Annotated in this window: 13 protein-coding genes and 2 pseudogenes; 5 read left to right on the forward strand and 10 right to left on the reverse strand. The window is 39.7% G+C overall.

The window, feature by feature from the left end; all coding sequences use genetic code 11:
• Positions 1–424: 424 nt before the first annotated feature.
• Positions 425–643, reverse strand: a complete 219-nt coding sequence (locus tag HEQ36_RS24120) for a hypothetical protein (protein WP_039205117.1) — start codon at positions 641–643, stop codon at positions 425–427.
• A 326-nt stretch (positions 644–969) separates the two neighbouring features.
• Here HEQ36_RS24120 and HEQ36_RS24125 point away from each other — a divergent pair, with 326 nt between their 5' ends.
• A complete protein-coding gene (locus HEQ36_RS24125; protein ID WP_053539604.1) occupies positions 970–1,800 on the forward strand; it encodes a DUF3598 family protein in 831 nt (276 codons plus the stop codon).
• Between the two features lie 100 nt (positions 1,801–1,900).
• Here the strand turns inward: HEQ36_RS24125 and nrdJ (HEQ36_RS24130) are convergent.
• From nrdJ (HEQ36_RS24130) to HEQ36_RS24145, 4 genes and pseudogenes are all read right to left on the reverse strand, one after another.
• Positions 1,901–2,974: pseudogene (nrdJ, locus tag HEQ36_RS24130) on the reverse strand (ribonucleoside-triphosphate reductase, adenosylcobalamin-dependent); the annotation flags it as partial.
• Between the two features lie 318 nt (positions 2,975–3,292).
• Positions 3,293–4,519: pseudogene (gene nrdJ / locus HEQ36_RS24135) on the reverse strand (ribonucleoside-triphosphate reductase, adenosylcobalamin-dependent); the annotation flags it as partial.
• Between the two features lie 257 nt (positions 4,520–4,776).
• Positions 4,777–5,133, reverse strand: a complete 357-nt coding sequence (locus HEQ36_RS24140; protein WP_168636458.1) for a hypothetical protein — start codon at positions 5,131–5,133, stop codon at positions 4,777–4,779.
• Between the two features lie 15 nt (positions 5,134–5,148).
• Entirely contained in the window at positions 5,149–5,526 is a 378-nt protein-coding gene (locus tag HEQ36_RS24145; protein WP_168636457.1) for a hypothetical protein, read from the reverse strand.
• A 194-nt stretch (positions 5,527–5,720) separates the two neighbouring features.
• Between HEQ36_RS24145 and HEQ36_RS24150 the strand changes: the two genes are divergently transcribed.
• A complete protein-coding gene (locus HEQ36_RS24150) occupies positions 5,721–6,302 on the forward strand; it encodes an Npun_F5749 family FMN-dependent PPOX-type flavoprotein (RefSeq protein WP_168636456.1) in 582 nt (193 codons plus the stop codon).
• 144 nt (positions 6,303–6,446) lie between these two features.
• Here the strand turns inward: HEQ36_RS24150 and HEQ36_RS24155 are convergent, their stop codons facing one another.
• Positions 6,447–8,312 (reverse strand): tetratricopeptide repeat protein, encoded by a 1,866-nt coding sequence (locus tag HEQ36_RS24155; protein WP_168636455.1) that lies wholly within the window; start codon positions 8,310–8,312, stop codon positions 6,447–6,449.
• A 5-nt stretch (positions 8,313–8,317) separates the two neighbouring features.
• The gene (locus HEQ36_RS24160) at positions 8,318–8,503 is read right to left on the reverse strand and encodes a hypothetical protein (RefSeq protein WP_081424233.1); all 186 of its coding nucleotides are present in this window, start codon (positions 8,501–8,503) and stop codon (positions 8,318–8,320) included.
• A 243-nt stretch (positions 8,504–8,746) separates the two neighbouring features.
• Here HEQ36_RS24160 and HEQ36_RS24165 point away from each other — a divergent pair, with 243 nt between their 5' ends.
• Positions 8,747–10,303, forward strand: a complete 1,557-nt coding sequence (locus HEQ36_RS24165) for a DEAD/DEAH box helicase family protein (RefSeq protein WP_168636454.1) — start codon at positions 8,747–8,749, stop codon at positions 10,301–10,303.
• Entirely contained in the window at positions 10,233–11,447 is a 1,215-nt protein-coding gene (locus HEQ36_RS24170) for a DUF790 family protein (RefSeq protein WP_168636453.1), read from the forward strand. The genes HEQ36_RS24165 and HEQ36_RS24170 overlap by 71 nt, the downstream gene beginning before the upstream one ends.
• Before the next feature lie 541 nt (positions 11,448–11,988).
• Here HEQ36_RS24170 and HEQ36_RS24175 read toward each other — a convergent pair.
• From HEQ36_RS24175 to HEQ36_RS24185, 3 genes are all read right to left on the reverse strand, one after another.
• The gene (locus tag HEQ36_RS24175; RefSeq protein ID WP_053539597.1) at positions 11,989–12,255 is read right to left on the reverse strand and encodes a BrnA antitoxin family protein; all 267 of its coding nucleotides are present in this window, start codon (positions 12,253–12,255) and stop codon (positions 11,989–11,991) included.
• The gene (locus tag HEQ36_RS24180) at positions 12,239–12,511 is read right to left on the reverse strand and encodes a BrnT family toxin (protein ID WP_053539596.1); all 273 of its coding nucleotides are present in this window, start codon (positions 12,509–12,511) and stop codon (positions 12,239–12,241) included. The genes HEQ36_RS24175 and HEQ36_RS24180 overlap by 17 nt, the downstream gene beginning before the upstream one ends.
• A 259-nt stretch (positions 12,512–12,770) precedes the next feature.
• Positions 12,771–14,429 carry a DUF3352 domain-containing protein gene (locus tag HEQ36_RS24185; protein ID WP_168636452.1) on the reverse strand — a complete coding sequence of 553 codons (1,659 nt, stop codon included), beginning with the start codon at positions 14,427–14,429 and terminating at the stop codon, positions 12,771–12,773.
• Between the two features lie 694 nt (positions 14,430–15,123).
• Here HEQ36_RS24185 and HEQ36_RS24190 point away from each other — a divergent pair.
• Complete coding sequence (locus HEQ36_RS24190) at positions 15,124–17,697, forward strand: M1 family metallopeptidase (RefSeq protein WP_168636451.1); 2,574 nt, start codon at positions 15,124–15,126, stop codon at positions 17,695–17,697.
• Positions 17,698–17,888 lie beyond the last annotated feature (191 nt).

The raw sequence follows: 17,888 nt of genomic DNA on the forward strand, positions 1-17,888 counted from the left end.
CTCAGGGTGGTCTGGTCAGTACGGCTTGCTTGATTACTCTTGCAAGCCCAGTCCCTTTAGGGCTGGGTTACTGACTCCATTGTGATCCTTAGCTCTAACTTTAGAATGATCACCGCGATAGATAATAGGACTCTTAATTATTTCTTTATAATATCTGTACTTAGTATAGCCTGTTGCAGATTAATAGACATCTCCAAAAAAGATGGTAGAGCCGAGAATCCCTACCCATAGAACGTCTCTACAAAGGTTTCAGGTAACACATCTTTAATTTCTGGAGATGTCTATTGATTACAAGGCTTAAAAATAGTTCATTCACTTACGCCGCAGTGTAATAGGGAATAGGTAATAGGGAATAGCGAGTAATTACCCATTCCCTATTACCTATTTACAGCCTAAACTTTAGATAACTAATAACTTGAGTGATTTAGTCAATTGTGATTTGTTGCGGTCCATTGGCTTTGCCGTTTTGTACTTCTGTACTCAGGTTGCTAGAGCTATTTCCACAACCTTTTTTATTTAACCAACTTTTGACGGGATCTTCGGTGAGGTTGAGTCGGAGGACACCAGAAACGAACCCACCTAAAAATGAAACTGGATGTTGGGCTAGTTCTTGAAATAGGGGCGACAATTCAGTAATAAACATTAGACTCTCCAAGTATTGGTTTTAAAAATTATTAATTCTTGATTAATCTTAACAGATGGCGGCTAAGAAGCAACTAACAACTGATTGGATAATATTTGGCTGTATGATATTTATCATTGGCTCAGGACTCAGGCAACTGGCACACCCTACAACAGATTTTTAGTGTGACACTTGTGTAACTCCTATGGTTAAACTAAGTAGGTTGGCGTTGAAAATTGTCGTTACAGACAAGAGGCAAGAGTAAAGAGGTTTTCAGCAATTTTACGTTTCTTTACACAGTTTGGTTTTATTGTGTTCACCTACTTATATAAATTAAGAATTAAATTATGACAAGCAACTGGGAAAACTTTCTCAAAAATTTAGGAGAATGGCGTGGTTCATTTACTAAAATCTCTCCCAATGGTGAGATATTAGATTCTACTGCTAGTATTTTAAATTTGGAAGCTGATGATAATAATCAAGCTGTAATTTTTAGATTACGTCGTTTTGATTCTTATGATTATGATAGTCCTCCTATTCAGGATTATCAACAGGAATATCGTTCTTTAGGAAGGCAGAATATCTTTTTTGCTACGGGAGCTTTTTCTAAAGGAACATTGCAACTAGCTCCTTTTTCTGAGTTCGGGGCAGAATACGGTTTTATTGATGATGACCGGCGATCGCGTTTGGTACAATTGTATGATCAACAAGGTAACTTTATTAATTTAACTCTGATTCGGGAATTTCGCAGTTTTACAGATGCTTATGAACGTCCGCAACTGACTGTAGAACAGTTAATTGGTAATTGGCAAGGTAAAGCTCATACAGTTTATTCAGACTTGAGACCATCGGCAACTTATACTACTTATTTAGAAATTAAAGAAATCGGTGATGGATATTTAGAACAAAAGTTATCTTTCCAATCTCAAATTATTACTGCAAAAGCCAGAATAGAAGGCAATAAAATCATTTCTGAGATGGAAGGAATTCCTCGACAGATTTTGTTATTACCTGATGGAACTTCTAGTAATGTGCCGTTACAACTACAACTGAGAAAACCTTTTTTTGTGGAAGCTGGTTGGTTAGTTAGAGAGAATGAACGTCAACGTTTAATTCGCAGCTATAGCGACAAAGGGGAATGGATTAGCTCGACTCATGTGATTGAATCTAAAATCTAGAAAAACCCCACCCCCAACCCCCTCCCCGCAAGCGAGGAGGGGGCTATGATCTAACAGATGTGCTAATAAGAAGCTATGAGGGGGGCTTTGAAAAAGGATTTTATGATGTGGGTGGCTGTTCTGGGAACATACATTTATCTGAGTCACAACCGCTAGGGCCTGCTTCTGATAATTCTCCCAAATCGTAACGACTTAGCGCCCCACAGAAATCATCTGTTTTCCGTCGGGCTTTGACTTCTTTAGATAGGCTTTCATAGGTGGCTTTGTCTATGGGTTCAAAGGGGAGACGGGGGAAGGATTGCAAGTCGTCAAATCGGGCTAATAATGCGGCGGAAATATATCCTTCATCATTTTGAATGGCTTCATAGATGCGTGTTCCCAATAATTCAACTTCTTCAGAACGGAGTTCTAGCGTGGCTGAGGTGTTATGGGTGACGTAATGACTTTGGACTTGCATCACAAAATCTAATTGCGCTAAGACGGAAAACTGAGATACATCAATGACATCAGCGCCGGGTAAATCAGCCCAAGATACAGCGACGGGGATTTCGACTAACCATTCTGTACACCGAGGATCAAAAGGATCGTTGAGTAAGTTGCCGTTTTCGTCTTTGTCAGATTGGGACGGGATGACGTTGTAACCATAGTCTATACAAGCTAGGGCTACGGGGTCATTTTTACGGAAGGTAATGCGCCGGATGAATCTTTGAGCTTTGGGGGGATGCCAACCAGGAGAAGCACCTGTTAAGAGGGATTTGGTGCCGGCTGGCTGAACAGTGGTACAACGGTTGGGGCGTTTGATTTGATGGCGATCGCAATATTCCCACACTACTTTATGAACGACATCTTTCCAGAAGTTGAGATATTTTTGTTCACCACGTTTAAAAATCAGTCCTTCAGGAGTTTCGGGTCTTCCTGCTTCCCACCACCGTAACCAATCTGTCCCAAAAGCATGAACAAAGAAATCAAATAATCCGGTGAAGGATACACCGACAATGGGATCAAGTTCCCGGCTATATTGATAGCGGGGTTCAAGGAATTGGTGATTTAACAGGGCGACGACGGAAAGCGCACCAGCGGTAAATGCCTCTTCTTGTTCTTTATAGTTGTCGGGGTCGAGTTGGTTTAAGTGTACCTCCGAAAGATTGCAGTGGAAGTCAGCACCAATAATCTCCAGTTTTGTTACCCTAGAGGCTTTTTATCCTCTAGTTCTTGATTTTCGAGGTTGTTACAACTTGTGACAACTTAATTCAATCAAGCTCGGCGTACATTTTCGCCTTGTAGCGTCAGGCACTCTTGGGGGAGTTATCGCTTCCTTGTCGCTCATCCCCTACGCTCTACGGTGCTGGTGGTATCCAGTTACCTCGGTATTAGCAAGTAATCTTGTCATATAAGTTTGGAGAAAACTTACAAATTTATATAAAAGACGACTTTGTTCTCAGCTTTCACCGATTTTGCCTGATTTTTATACGTGAGGCAAGTATTATAAAATACCACACGGGTTTAATCCATATCTACCCAAACGATGTTCTACTTCATCAGTACCAACTTCAGGATAGTATTCTTGTATCCATTCTCTGGCTTTTCCTTGGTCGTAAGCTTGCAAAAAGTCTTTTTTGATTTCTGGTGTATTTAATAAATCAGCATTAGCTCTAGCAACTGCTTCACCAGCCCATTGAATTGCTCCTTCACCACTATAATACTGCTTTTGAACTGCTGCAATAGATTCTTCTAAGGTTGGTTTGTGGTGAAAGACTCGGCTATGGTTCGCCATTCGCAAAGAATCACGCTCTGGATCTATCCGCCAGTTGCCTTCTGCGTCTTGTTGCCATAAGTTATCTTTAGCATTTGCGCCTTGTTCATCTTCAGAAACAAACTGACGAATCCCCGCACTTCTTCTAATATTTCCAGCAACAATAGTGACAGCAGCTTCATCAATTAATAAGCAGCATTCAACTGAATTTAATTGCCTGCCTATTGCCTTATTGAGAATAGAGGCGCAACGCTGATACAATCCGGGCAACTTCACAGGGTTAGCCATGCCGCCAAAACCTTTGAGGGTTTCCCCAGATTGGCGCACATCGCTAATATCAACAATTACCTGAACGTCATCTGTAAAGCGTTCATCCGTAGAAAGTTCTAACAGGGTTTGATAGGATTTTACCCAACCTTCTCGACTATCTCCGACGTGGATAGTAGCGGTGTTAGCTTCTATATGGGTTTGTGTAAATTCACGCCGCTGTGCTGGGGGTGTGCTGCCAATTTCACCTTTAATGGTGATATTGAGGCGATTACGGATAGGGGGAAGTTGATTAATATATTTTGGTTCGATGATAGCACCCGTACCACAGCCCATCATGGCTAGATCCATCATCAACCCAAAAGCACTCCAGTCTACAAGGTTAGTAGAGGTGCAGTTATAAGCACCGGAAAAGTTTTTGGCTTTGGTTAACCAATCTGTGCCACCAACCCACATCCAGCGCCCACTGGGGAGGGATTTCATGTTCCGCTGCATCTTGTCTAAAATGGCAGCTTCTTCACGGGTGAGTTTTCCCAGTTCTACTAAACCGCGTAAAGTGCGATCGCACACCTGATCCCATGTTTCTCTCAAACCTGCATCTGTCCGACGGCTGTAGGTTCTAAAAAACACTGGATTGGCTGCTGGAGCAGATTCTGGAAAAGTTGCACCCTGACGTTGACGTTCAAGTTCTCGAACCATGATGAAGTATGATTGCTTATGGACAAACTATGACTATACGCCAAGTAGATTGAGGATTAAAGATTGAAAAATTTACCACTTTGCGCTATAGCTTAGTCTGTGTCAATTATAACTATATTTTTGTTTTTAGGTTAAGTATAAAACCCCGACAGTGCATTATCAGGGTAATAGAATCTCAAAGTTTTATCTGTCAGTTTTCGTAGAATAGGCTATCTATGTAATAGTGCTGTTTGTGTAATTTTTGCGTTGACTATCCATCAAGCAGAGATAGCAAGTAAAGATGCCAATTCATTTGTATTAGTTACAACTTGACGTAATTGCTCACTGAAATAGATAACTTCATAATTAGGTGCAAGTTCTTTTTGCAGTTGTTTCCACAAACTAATCCCTTCTTGTTCAAAAGCTGCTTTAGCCTCTAAAGTGTGAAAACCTGATGAATTAGGATCTTCCCAATTCAACTTTGCATCATAGATATCTGCCCATTTTTCTAACCGACTAACAGTTTCTTCACTTAATGGCATCGTTTCTGGATCAATATCTCCAGCTTTACCAGAACTAGCCCACCAGAGTGGGTAGCATTCATAATCAGCCATGAGTTTGATTTTTTCTGCCATAGTCAATTTACCAAGTTATGGGTAAGTTCTGGGGTTAGCCCCCACTATATACCCATTATCGCTGACAGTGAGAGCGATATAGTGAGTTTTGCCATTAAAGTTAACTTCATAAATAATGCGAGTTTGTTTTTTACCTTGATATCCAACCGCTTTACCCTTAGTTAGTGCTTTAATAATTATATCTGGTATCTGATTTTGCTGGATTCCCTGATCTGCGAACTCTAAGGAATGTTTTTCTAGAATATGTTGGAGTCCTGCGTCAGAATTTCCCTGTTCTAAAAATACGATTTTACCATCTGCTTGTTTAGCAATCTTGACTATTTTCTCAGGAGTATGCTTAATGCCAAGTTGGACAAGTTCGGAAATCAAGGCTGATTTTTCAGCACTATTCATTTTTTCTCCTTAAATTGGGGTTAGTCTCACGCAAAGGCGCAAAGACGCAAAGAACTGCCAACTTGACGTTACGGATTGACTACTTTGCGCTATCTACCGATTTAATATCTCATAGTTAAAGTATGATTAATTGGCAATTTGGCAGTTTTTTTTCCGCTATGTCTTGTAACGTGTAAATTATAACTATATTTAAAATGTCACTAGCACCTTGGCGAAGTCTTATTACCCGCGCCCTGCATCAAAACCGCAGCCTTGTTTATGCCCGTTACGTACAACTGGCAACAGTGCGAGAAAATGGTTTTCCTGCTAATCGTACCGTCGTCTTTCGAGGCTTTCTAGACAATACCAACCAGCTAAAATTTATTACCGATATTCGTAGTGCAAAAGCTGAACAAATATCAAAACAATCCGCAGCGGAAATTTGCTGGTATTTTCCCAACACCAGAGAACAATTTCGGATTACTGGAGAATTAATATTAATAAGTGCTGATTCTCACCCCCATTTACAATCTGCGAGAATTAAAATGTGGCAAGAATTAAGTGATGCAGCTAGGTTACAATTTGCTTGGCCTATTCCGGGCGACATGAGAGTACAAACACCAGAAGCTTTTGCACCACCAGTACCAGACAATATTCAACCATTAGAAAATTTTTGTTTATTATTACTTGAACCAGTAAAAGTAGATCATTTACAATTGCGGGGTGAACCACAAAATAGATGGATTTATCATCGCCATGAACAACAAGAATGGTTGACAGAAGCAATAAACCCTTAAAAAAATCCTGCTGGGAAACCTTTAAGGAATTTTTAGGACTGATTGTTTTTGCCAAGCCTATCGAGAAACGAAAGTTCATTGATTAATTTTTTTTGTTGGGTTGCACTTTCGCTTAACCCAATCTACAATTTTATTAACATCAAATTAAATATCCTCTTGATATTTCACTAATAAACTAGGAATGTAATCATATCCATCAACGCCAATAATAGCAATCATATTCGGGCGATTTTGTTGCAGTAATAATTGAAATTTGTCTGTGGTAATTTGCCCTCTAATAATTGTCAATAAAGCAGCAGGTTTTCGCCATTCATCAGAGGCAATTTGCTCTAGAAGATACATTCCTAAACTACCAGAGTAAACTGCTTTTTCATAATTAGCCATAAGATAATTAGCTTCAGCTAAATATGCTAAATTTCTGCCTTGTAAATACAAATCGCCAGAAATTTGGGCAATTTTAAAGGCATTTTCTAAATATTTAATTGCCGGTGGATATTGTGCAGTAACTAAATAAGCAATTCCTAGACTACTAAAACATAAAGCTTGACTTTGTAAATCGTTTAATTTTTCTGCTAATTTTAAACCTTGTTCTAGATAGTTAATAGCAGATTCATAAACTTCCGGTTCACTAATTTCTGTTTGCTTGGCTTGCATAACTTCGCTATAACCTAGATTTACCAAAGCATTAGCTTCTCCAGTTTTGTCTCCAGTTTGTCTACTAAAAATTAATGCCCGTTGACTATAATTAATGGCTTCACCATAATTTTCTTGTTGTACATAAGTCCGACTTAGGTGATTGAGATTGGCGATTTCACAGGTTTTATCTCCGGCAGTTCTAGCTATTTCTACGGCTTGTTGATGAAAATCAAGAGAGCGATCATATCTGCCTAAACCGCGCTGGGAATACCCCAATAATGTCAAAATCCGAGCTTTTTCTTGAGTACCTTCGGCTGAACGCAAGGGGGCATCTAAATAATCTAAAGCATCCCGTAAATAACTACCAGAAAATGAGGCAAAAATCCCACCGTAGAGAGGGAAATAAGGACGTTGGGCAAAGGTTCGCAAAATTTGCAGCATGATTTGGGATGCACCATTGCTATATATTGCTGCTTGATTTTGAAAACCGCTGGCTAATTGACTCCAAATTACGGCAAAGGTTAAAAATGTGGAAATAGATAATTTAGGACCTGCTTGAATATCATAAGCTTGTTGATAGCGAAGCGCTCCGTAGGAATCAAACCAATTAATTAAACCCCTTTGTAAAAACTGTAAAACTATTGTTAATTCTACCCAATTACTCAAACTAATTTGCTGTTGTTGTTGAGCAAATTCCAAAGCCGATTGTTCTTTGGCTAGAATCTGAAAAAATGCTTGGGGAACTTCACTATTAACTACTTTAGCCCAACTTGCCCAAGGACTATTTTCTCCAGGTACACCTCCAAATCCTAATGAATTTTTGCGTTCATACATCCAATTCAGTAAATTTGCTTGGATTCTTTGCCAAGAAGCGATACCACGATTAATCCCGTCAGCAATTTGCTGAAAATCTTGATTAGCACCGGCAAATTGTTGTAAAGATTTGGCTAACTGTTGAAGTTGAGACAAATTTAAGGGATACTTCTGATTAGGATCAGTAGCTCGCAATAAAGCTGTTAATCGCTCATCTGCGGTGGCTGTGGTAATTTCCCGCACAGATAGAGATATCGCTTCAGTGGCTTTATTTTGTTCTTGCCACCGTTGCCATTGTGTTTGGATGGTTTTAGCCGCGCGTAAGCTGCGGGTGGCTTTGGCTTTTTTCAGTTCATCGGTTTCCGAGTCTACCTGAGATTGGATCGTATTCAGGCGATCGCTCAAAACTAATTCAAACACCTCCCCAGTCCCGGAAGTGATACCTTTGAGCAACATTTGATAAACCTGCTCTACAGAGCTAATTTTACCCTTGAGAGTGGTTTCGATAATATCGTTAATTAAAGCGAGATAATGCTCGCGCAATGGTAAAGGGTCTGACACTTTAGCTAATAGAGAACATCACAACAATTCTCATTGTAGCTGTTGCAGGTTGGGAGATTGGGAATTGGGTTTTTTTGATTAAACTTAAGTACAGATTTTTGCATATCCAATGCCATATTGGCGATCGCTAGAGCATGATCACTGCGATAATTAGATAAACTAGCGACAGCCATATAGCGAGCAGTATGCACTTGAGCGAGATACAGTCAGCTAATTGTAAAGCCTGTAGGGGCGCAGGGTCTGCGCCCTAGATTGTATTGCATCAAGGGCGATAACCACTATATAAGCATCACCGATGGTCTTAATTTTTTCTATACTATGAATTTCGGCTAATTAGTATAACAAGTACCGAAGAACCGACATTGATATTAGTCATCATGCTCATTTTGCGTTATGAGTAGTTAAATCAGTGTCACCGGACTAAGAAAAAATAAATGGCTCGTCACCCGACATTAACTTTTGATCGTGGTACATTAATTTTACACCCACCACCACGAAGTAAAACATGGATAGACTATGCAACCTGGGATGATAGGGTAGAAAAATTCCGAATTCCCGCAATTAGATACCGTTCCTTAGTGGAAGCACTCCAAGCTGAAGCCACAGATTTTATTGATGAAGCCAAGGCTTTTTACCCCTTGGATTTGGTTGCTAGTTTAGAAATGACACCCTATCCCCACCAAAATGAGGCATTAGCGGCTTGGAAACGGTTAGGACGACAGGGAGTAGTTGTGTTACCTACGGCGGCGGGAAAGACTTATTTAGCGCAAATGGCGATGCAAGCCACACCACGCACGACATTAATTGTCGTCCCCACGTTGGATTTAATGCACCAGTGGTATGCTCATTTAGTAGCGGCTTTTCCTGATGCAGAAGTGGGTTTATTGGGGGGTGGTTCACGGGATAGAACCGCGATTTTAGTTGCTACCTATGATAGTGCGGCTATTCATGCAGAAAGTTTGGGTAATAAATATGCGTTAATAATTTTTGATGAATGTCACCATTTACCTACAGACTTTAACAGAGTCATTGCCGAATATGCGATCGCACCCTATCGGTTAGGACTGTCCGCAACCCCAGAACGCACAGATGGTAAACACGCTGATTTAGATATCCTCATTGGTAAAGAAGTTTATCGCAAATGCGCTGAAGATTTAGCAGGAAAAGCTTTAGCTGCTCATGAAATTGTGCAAATTAAGGTTAAATTATCCCAATTAGAACGAGAAAAATATAATCAGTTAATTCAAACTCGCAATGATTTTTTAAAGCAATCAAAAATATCTTTAGGAAGTTTACAAGGTTGGCAGATGTTTGTGCAAATGAGTGCGCGTTCTCAAGCTGGACGCAGAGCAATGTTATCACATCGTCAAGCCAAAGAAATCGCATTGGGAACAGATGGAAAAATCCGGGTACTTGTAGACCTATTAGCTACCCATTATCCCGAAAGAATTTTAATTTTTACCGCTGATAATGCTACAGTTTACCAAATTTCTCAAGACTTATTAATTCCCGCAATTACTCATCAAACTCCAGTCAAAGAAAGACATGAAATTTTAACTAAATTTAAGGAAGGTGAATATAATACCTTAGTTGCTTCTAATGTTTTAAATGAAGGTGTAGATGTCCCCGCAGCCAGCATTGCGATTATTTTATCAGGAACAGGTTCAACCAGGGAATACATTCAACGTTTAGGGAGAATATTACGAAAAGGAAATTTAGCAAATAAACAAGCAATTCTCTATGAAGTCATCGCCGAAGACACCAGCGAAGAAGGAACTTCCGCCAGACGGAGGGGGGAAAATAACAATCAGGAAGAAAAGCCGCAAAAAGCAAATTTACAAGTTATTTATGGAACTGGAAATAAAAGGGATTTAAAAGCAGCAGAACAATTAGAAATTAATTATTCCCCAGAAAAGAAAGATGTTACCAACAGACCTACTGATACACCGCCAAAACGGCGAAGAAATTATCCCAAAAAGACTGAAACTTGATCAAAAACATTTAAGTTTAGCGACTGAATTAATTAAGTTCTTTCAGGAAGCAGTCGGGAAAACTCAAGGATTACTAGAACGTCAATTAGCAGACTTTGAAGGAGATACCACAGATTACCGGATGAAACGGGGTTTAGCTTATATTCTCAAAAGTGGTTTTTGCACCTTTGAAATAGTTAGTCCCCTCGAACCACCCATGTTAAGAGCAAAAGTATTTGCATTAGCAGCAAAATCCGTTGCTAGTCGAGAATCAACTGATATAATTTTAAATAAAATTGCTGATGATTTAAGTCAAGAACTCAACCAAGAAGTTTTACCTGCTCAAATCAAAAATGGACTTTATGCTGATTTATCGGAAAATAAAATATTAACTGCTTTTGATACTCCTAAACCAGAAGAAGTTTTACATCGTTATAATTTATCTCAAGTCCAGGGAATTTTCTATAAAGCTAGTCAATTAGTATTAAATGCTCATCGCAATGTTCCCGGAGAATATAAACTCTTATTTCGTTATTTAAAGCTATTTCAATTAATGGCTTATATTGAAGGTGATGCTGATCATGGTTTCACAATTAGTGTAGATGGACCGACAAGTTTATTTACTCCCAGCACCCGCTACGGTTTAGCCATAGCCAAACTAATTCCCGCCTTACTTCATGTTACCAAATGGAGTTTATCAGCGACCTTAAAAACCCGTGATTTTTACACAAACGAATGGAAAACCGGACGTTTCACCCTCAATTCAGAATGTGGCTTAGTTTCCCACTATCCCCCCGGCAAACCCTATGATAGTATGTTAGAGGAATCATTTGCCAGTAAATGGGATGCTTTAAAAAGTGGTTGGATATTAGAACGAGAAGTAGATTTAATTCCCATTCCTGGTAGTGTAATGATTCCCGATTTTCGGCTAGTTCATCCAGACGGAAGAGTGTTTATATTAGAAATTGTTGGTTATTGGCGACCAGAATATTTACAAAAGAAATTTGCTCAAGTTAGAAAGGCTAATTGTGATAACTTAATTTTAGCAATTTCCGAAAGATTGAACCTAGAAAAAGCCGGAATCAAACTAGATAACGTACCCGCCAGAATTATTTGGTTTAAAGAAAAACTCTTACCAAAATCCGTATTAGCCGTCATGGAGTGATATCATGTCCGGTTGAACACTTATCATATCTGTTGAGGCTGGTAATGGGTAATTGGTAATTGGTAATTGGTAATTGGGAAAAGGCAATACAATAGACATCTCCGAAAATTAAATGTGCGTCGTTTGAACCCCTTGTAGAGACGTTCCATGGAACGTCTCTACAATCTTTACCGGAGAAGTCTATTATATATAATCATCAAATCCATTAATTCATCTTCATCCGTTCCTATCTGCGTTTATCTGCGTTTATCTGCGTTCAATTATTCTAGAAATCTTGGCGTTGCTGAATAAGGTGCGTCAGATAGAAGATATCTGTTTTTTACCAAATTATCGGGTCTGACGCACCCTACAAACTCGGAAGTTATGAGTTTAATTATTTTTTTTAACTGGTCAATTAAGTAGGTGAACACAATAAAACCAAACTGTGTAAAGAAATGTAAAATCGCCTAAACCCTCTTCACTCTTGCCTCTTGCCTCTTGCCTTTTGCCTTGCCATAACGACAATTTTCAACGCCAACCTACTTATACCATAGAGGAGTAATCAAAGTGAACTAACAAAAGTTACAGCCCGCAGTTCTTCTTGAAAAACTCGGCGTAGTGTATCTTCATCTAAGGGGGATTTGGCTTGATCAAGATATTCTCGTAACGCTTGATTCATCATTGTTTGATAACCTTTCCCTTCAGCGTCTCCTTTTTGTCTAAACGCTTCCAAAATATCATCATCAATATAGATGGTAATACGAGTTTTACCTTGTTGTGGAATGATCGCACCCCGTTTAGCCTGATCAAAATCATATTCCGGTTTCATATTCACGTCTCTCCTTAGGAGTAGCAGGACGGGCAGAAATTAAGCGAATGTTATCACCTCGATAGGTATAGACTACTACTAGCAACCGCCAAAGGTGATCCATCCCCATAATAATAAATCGCTGTTCACCTTGTGCTGATTGATCTTCAACAGAAAGTGCATAGGGATCAAACAACACGGCCTCAGCATCAGAAAAACTGATTCCGTGTTTTTGTAAATTGCTTTTAGCTTTTTCGGGATTCCATTCAACTTGCATACATATATTATATGTATTTGTGAGAATTATGTCTAAATCCCCTAAATCCCAGATTCCGCAGGTATTGTTGGAATTATCCTGCGGTCAATTATTCTAGAAATCCTATTCTATAGAGTCAGGAAAAGCGTAAACCACCCCACTGAATAAGGTGCGTCAGATAGAAGATATCTGTTTTTTACCAAATTATCGGGTCTGACGCACCCTACAAACTACTCTCTGCGCCTCTGCGCCTCTGCGTGAAAAAAAATCATAAAGGATATTACTTCCCCTTACCAGATTTAAGAGATAACAACATCTCCATTTGAGTCATGGATTTACTAGGACTATTAACAGTCACACCAACACCACGAATAGAATCAAGAATAGCGGTAGCGTCCGCAGGTAAAGGTTGACTTTGAGCGGATACACGCTGAATTATGGTTTTGGTTTTGTCCATATCTAAATAGAAATAACCACCGTTGGGTTTTTGTAAAGAACCTGTAACAGTTTTAAAGGTATCACTTTGATCAAGTGCTGCACCTTTGCGATTTGCTAGTGTTTCCGCAACGGGTCCACCAATAGCCACAAATGCTGTATTATCATTGAGCCAACCATGTGCCACGAGAGCGCCTTGTTGGGGGATTTGCCATTCTGTGACATTTTTACCACCAATGTTTCTTTGAGCGACATTGAGAGATTGCTGTTTGGCTAAATTATCGAGTTTGGTGAAGGTAGCTTCGGCAGTTTTGCGATCGCTCGTATCCAATACTAACGCACCGCCAAAACCTACATTAGCTAATAAACCTTGATTAGATTGAATTGCACCTAAACCAAACTCGCCATTCATCCAGCCAAAAATATCTTTATCTAAATCAATTTGCAGAGCTTTTAGTTGAGTCCGCGCTTGTTGAATTCCTTGATTTAATTCGGGATAATCTTTGGATTGTTCCACAAAAGTTTCCCAGCTTTTACTAATACCTTGTCCACTAGTTAAAGCCAAAGTTTCACCAGGAAATTGTCCCACAATCTTGGCGGGAGTAGCTTGATATTGGAATTTATTTAGTTGGGGATCTAAATTCACAATTGCTTTTAATCGCAAGCCGTCATCATCTATTCCCACCCCTGCTGTTAATGATTTCACTTGCTTAATTTGTGCGAGAGTTTGTGGGGGTAATTGTTTAGATTGAGGATTAAATGCCGTTAATTGTTGAATCATATTGGCATAATCAGGGACATAAATTTGCGCCAAACCATTCTTAACATCCACACCTTTGCTCAGAATATCATTTGCACCTTCTTTAGTGACAAAAGAAGGTTCGCCTTTATAGGTATCAATCGCTTTTTCTACAGCTTGTTTATTGGATGTTAAAAGCAAATAGTCATTATTCACAACCGTTACATAAGTCGGTTGACCTTGACCTGTAGATTCGATAATTTTTTGACCTTTGTAGTCAGATTCCTGAATTTTGACGTTTTTTTTGTCTTTCAACTTATTTGCAAATTTCAAAGCAGCTATTTTATCTTTAATCCCGACCACCAACAAATAATTTGGTGCTTCGGATGCGCGAAAGTTGTCCTGAGATACTTTCTTTGCATCTGGTGGTAGTACCGCAATCATCATTCCACCAACCCAAGGTTTAATATCTGCTTCGTAGGATATCTTACTATCATTCAACATTTGTTGATTGAAGTTCTGGAACTCTTTACCTAGTAACTTCCGCGCTTCCGGTGTACCAAACTGCTGCAACTTATTCCAAGATTCAGGATTAGTGTCAATATAAGTTGCCATTAATGCAGTTGCAGGTACTAATTTAGCACTACCTAAAGGGCTAGAACTATTCGTACCACCCTTGAGGTACATATAAGCTGCTATGCCCCCTGCTATAATTACAGCAGTACCAATTACAGGGATTAAGAACGATGGTTTTTTTGCAGACACTGGTAAATACTCCTTATTGGTGTAAATGATATAACAGATTCAATGAAATGCTCATTGGTGGTTGGGGAAATTTATCTAGGCAAAAATTCATTAAAAGAACTATATTTTGAGGATTTTGTCAGTTTCGTTGATATCAGTGGATATTGCACATTGAGTATAAAAAGGTTGGGCATACTCGACTCCTAGATACAGTTTACAATTAAGTGCTGAAAAAACTTAATGCTCATGAATTCTCATGTTTGAATTCTTTTTTATCGCTAATTTCCGCTATTTTCACGGTATTTACTGATATAATCGGAAATCTATGATCAGCAAAAATTTGTAATTGGGTTTAAATAATACTCCACTATGGTCAAGACTGAATCCGCAAACGATATTTTATTCCTTTGAAAACAATAGTCAATTTGTCACCTCCCAGTTATTCTAAAACTATATGGAAAATTAGTAGTATTTGTAATCAATAATTATGGATCACGGATGAATACCCTCTGGAACAGAGGCAGAGAAGAGTTACATACTTAAATTCTTAAGTGTGACAACAGTAGCTAAATCAGCTTTGTCAATCTGTAGATTCAGGTAGTGCCGACGTTACCAGAATCAAACAGGCAAAAAATGTCATACTACGCTACACTTCTGTATTTGTATGACTTACATCCCATTAGATGTTTTAGGATTAGAAGGCTAGAAATAATAAATGTTGCAGTTTTATTTTGATACTGAAAAAACCGGACACAAGCGTTTTGAATTACCGGGGGCAAAACCACACTATAACCCTGACCGACCTGGACAGGTAGAACATATTTTTCTGGATCTGAATTTGGATATCCCGAACCAAAGTTGCTACGGAAGTTGTAGTATTCGCCTATTGCCAGTGCGGAATGGGATTGATAGGTTGACTTTGGATGCTGTCAATTTGAAAATTGAGTCAGTACAGGTAAACGAAGTTACACAAAAGTTTGAATATGATGGAGAACAGCTTTGTATTTACCTATCACAGCCTACAGAAATTGGTCATCGTTTGTTAATTGCGATCGCCTACGCAGCCGAAAAACCCCAACGGGGTATTTACTTTATCCAACCAGACAAACACTACCCCCACAAACCCACCCAAGTCTGGACACAAGGAGAAGACGAAGATTCTCGCTATTGGTTTCCTTGTTTCGATTACCCTGGACAGTTATCAACATCAGAAATTCGCGTCCGCATTCCTCAACCCTTAGTTGCTATCTCCAATGGTGAACTCATTGACACCGTAGAAGAGGCAAAATACACAACCTACCATTGGTCTCAACAACAAATTCATCCTACCTATTTGATGACGCTGGCAGTAGGCGATTTTGCCGAAATTCGGGACGAGTGGCATGGTAAAGCTGTTACCTATTATGTCGAAAAGGGACGAGAAGCAGATGCTAAACGCAGCATGGGCAAAACTCCCCAAATGATCGAATTTTTGAGCGAAAAGTATGGTTATCCCTACGCTTTCCCCAAATATGCCCAAGTTTGTGTAGATGATTTTATTTTTGGAGGTATGGAAAACACTTCCACCACTCTCCTCACTGACCGTTGTTTACTAGATGAACGGGCAATATTAGATAATCGCAATACCGAAAGTTTGGTTGTCCATGAACTCGCCCACCAATGGTTCGGGGATTTGGTGGTGATTAAACATTGGTCTCATGCTTGGATTAAGGAAGGGATGGCTTCCTATTCGGAGGTAATGTGGACTCAACGGGAATATGGCGACCAAGAAGCTGCATATTATCGGTTGTCGGAAGCGCGGAGTTATTTCAGTGAAGATAGTAGTCGCTACCGTAGACCAATGGTAACTCATGTTTATCGGGAAGCGATCGAACTTTACGATCGCCACATTTATGAAAAAGGATCTTGTGTTTATCACATGATTCGCGCAGAATTGGGCGATGAGTTATTTTGGCAAGCTGTGCAAACTTTTGTTCAAGATAACGCCCACAAAACTGTAGAAACGATAGACTTATTAAGAGCGATTGAAAAAGCCACAGGACGCAATTTAGCTTTCCTGTTTGATCAATATGTCTATCGTGGTGGTCATCCTGACTTTAAAGTAGCTTATGCCTGGGATGGTGACGCAAATTTGGCGAAGGTGACTGTCACCCAAACCCAAGCTAAAGCCGATAGTAAGGATTTATTTAATCTTAGGATTCCCATTGGTTTTGGATATAAAGAAAATCCCCAACTCACAACTTTTACAGTTCGAGTCCATGAAAAAGAACAAAGTTTTTACTTTCCACTAACACAAAAGCCTGATTTTATTAGCTTTGATGTCGGCAATAATTACTTAAAAACTGTCAAATTAGAATACCCAATTTCCGAATTAAAAGCCCAATTAGAATTTGATCCTCATCCTATTTCCCGCATTTATGCAGCAGAAGCTTTAGCGAAAAAAGGCGGATTAGAAGCGACTCTTGCCCTATCCTCAGCTTTGAAAAATGATCCTTTTTGGGGTGTACGGGTCGAAGTTGCCAAAGAACTGGCAGAAATTCAGTTAGATCAAGCTTTTGATGGTTTAGTCGTTGGCTTAAATGATCCTAGTCCCTTTGTGCGGCGGGCGGTAATTAGTTCTTTGTCACAAATTAAAACTCATAACAGCTACAAGGCTGTGAAAAGTTTTGTCCAAGATGGCGATGCCAGCTACTATGTAGAAGCTGCGGCTTGTCGAACTATTGCGGCGATCGCAGCAGCGCATTTAGAAGATAAACCCCATGAAGACAAGGTAATCAAGTTACTCAAATCTGTGTTAGAAGAAAGGGCAGGTTGGAATGAAGTTGTCCGTAGTGGGGCTGTAGCTGGTTTGGCTGAGTTCAAATCTTCAGAAACGGCTTTAAATTTACTCCTGGAATACACGAAAGCTGGGATACCGCAACCATTACGCCTGTCCGCAATTCGCGCAGTGGGCAAAATATCCACTGGTCAAACTCCGGCTAATATAGAAAGGATTTTAGATCGGTTAGCGGAAATTGCCAGAGAGACTTTCTTTTTAACCCAAGTAGCCGTTTTAACAGCCTTGGGACAAATGGAAACCCCAAAAGCCATTGGCATTTTGCAATCTTTAGCCAATCAAACGGCAGATGGGCGAGTCCGTCGCTATGCTGAAGAGGAAGTTGGTAAAGTGCAAAAGAATATCGGCACAGACAAAACTCTGAAGCAGTTACGTGAGGAACTTGATCAAATCAAACAGCAAAATCAGGAATTGAAAAGCCGTTTGGAAAATCTGGAAGCGAAATCAAAGTAAATATGAAGAATCCAGGCGACTGGAAGTCACGGCTACACAGGCAAAACCCACACTTCGGCAGGCTCAGTGACCGCCTGCGTGGGTTTCAAATTTCCCTAGTCCGCGTAGGCGGACTTTGTTTGTATAGCCGTGTTCGCGGAGCGTGCCGGAGGCATCTTTCTAATCGCCAGCTTATTTCTATTTTCAAATTA

Source organism: Anabaena sp. 54, assembly GCF_017355725.1.
GTDB lineage: Bacteria > Cyanobacteriota > Cyanobacteriia > Cyanobacteriales > Nostocaceae > Dolichospermum > Dolichospermum heterosporum.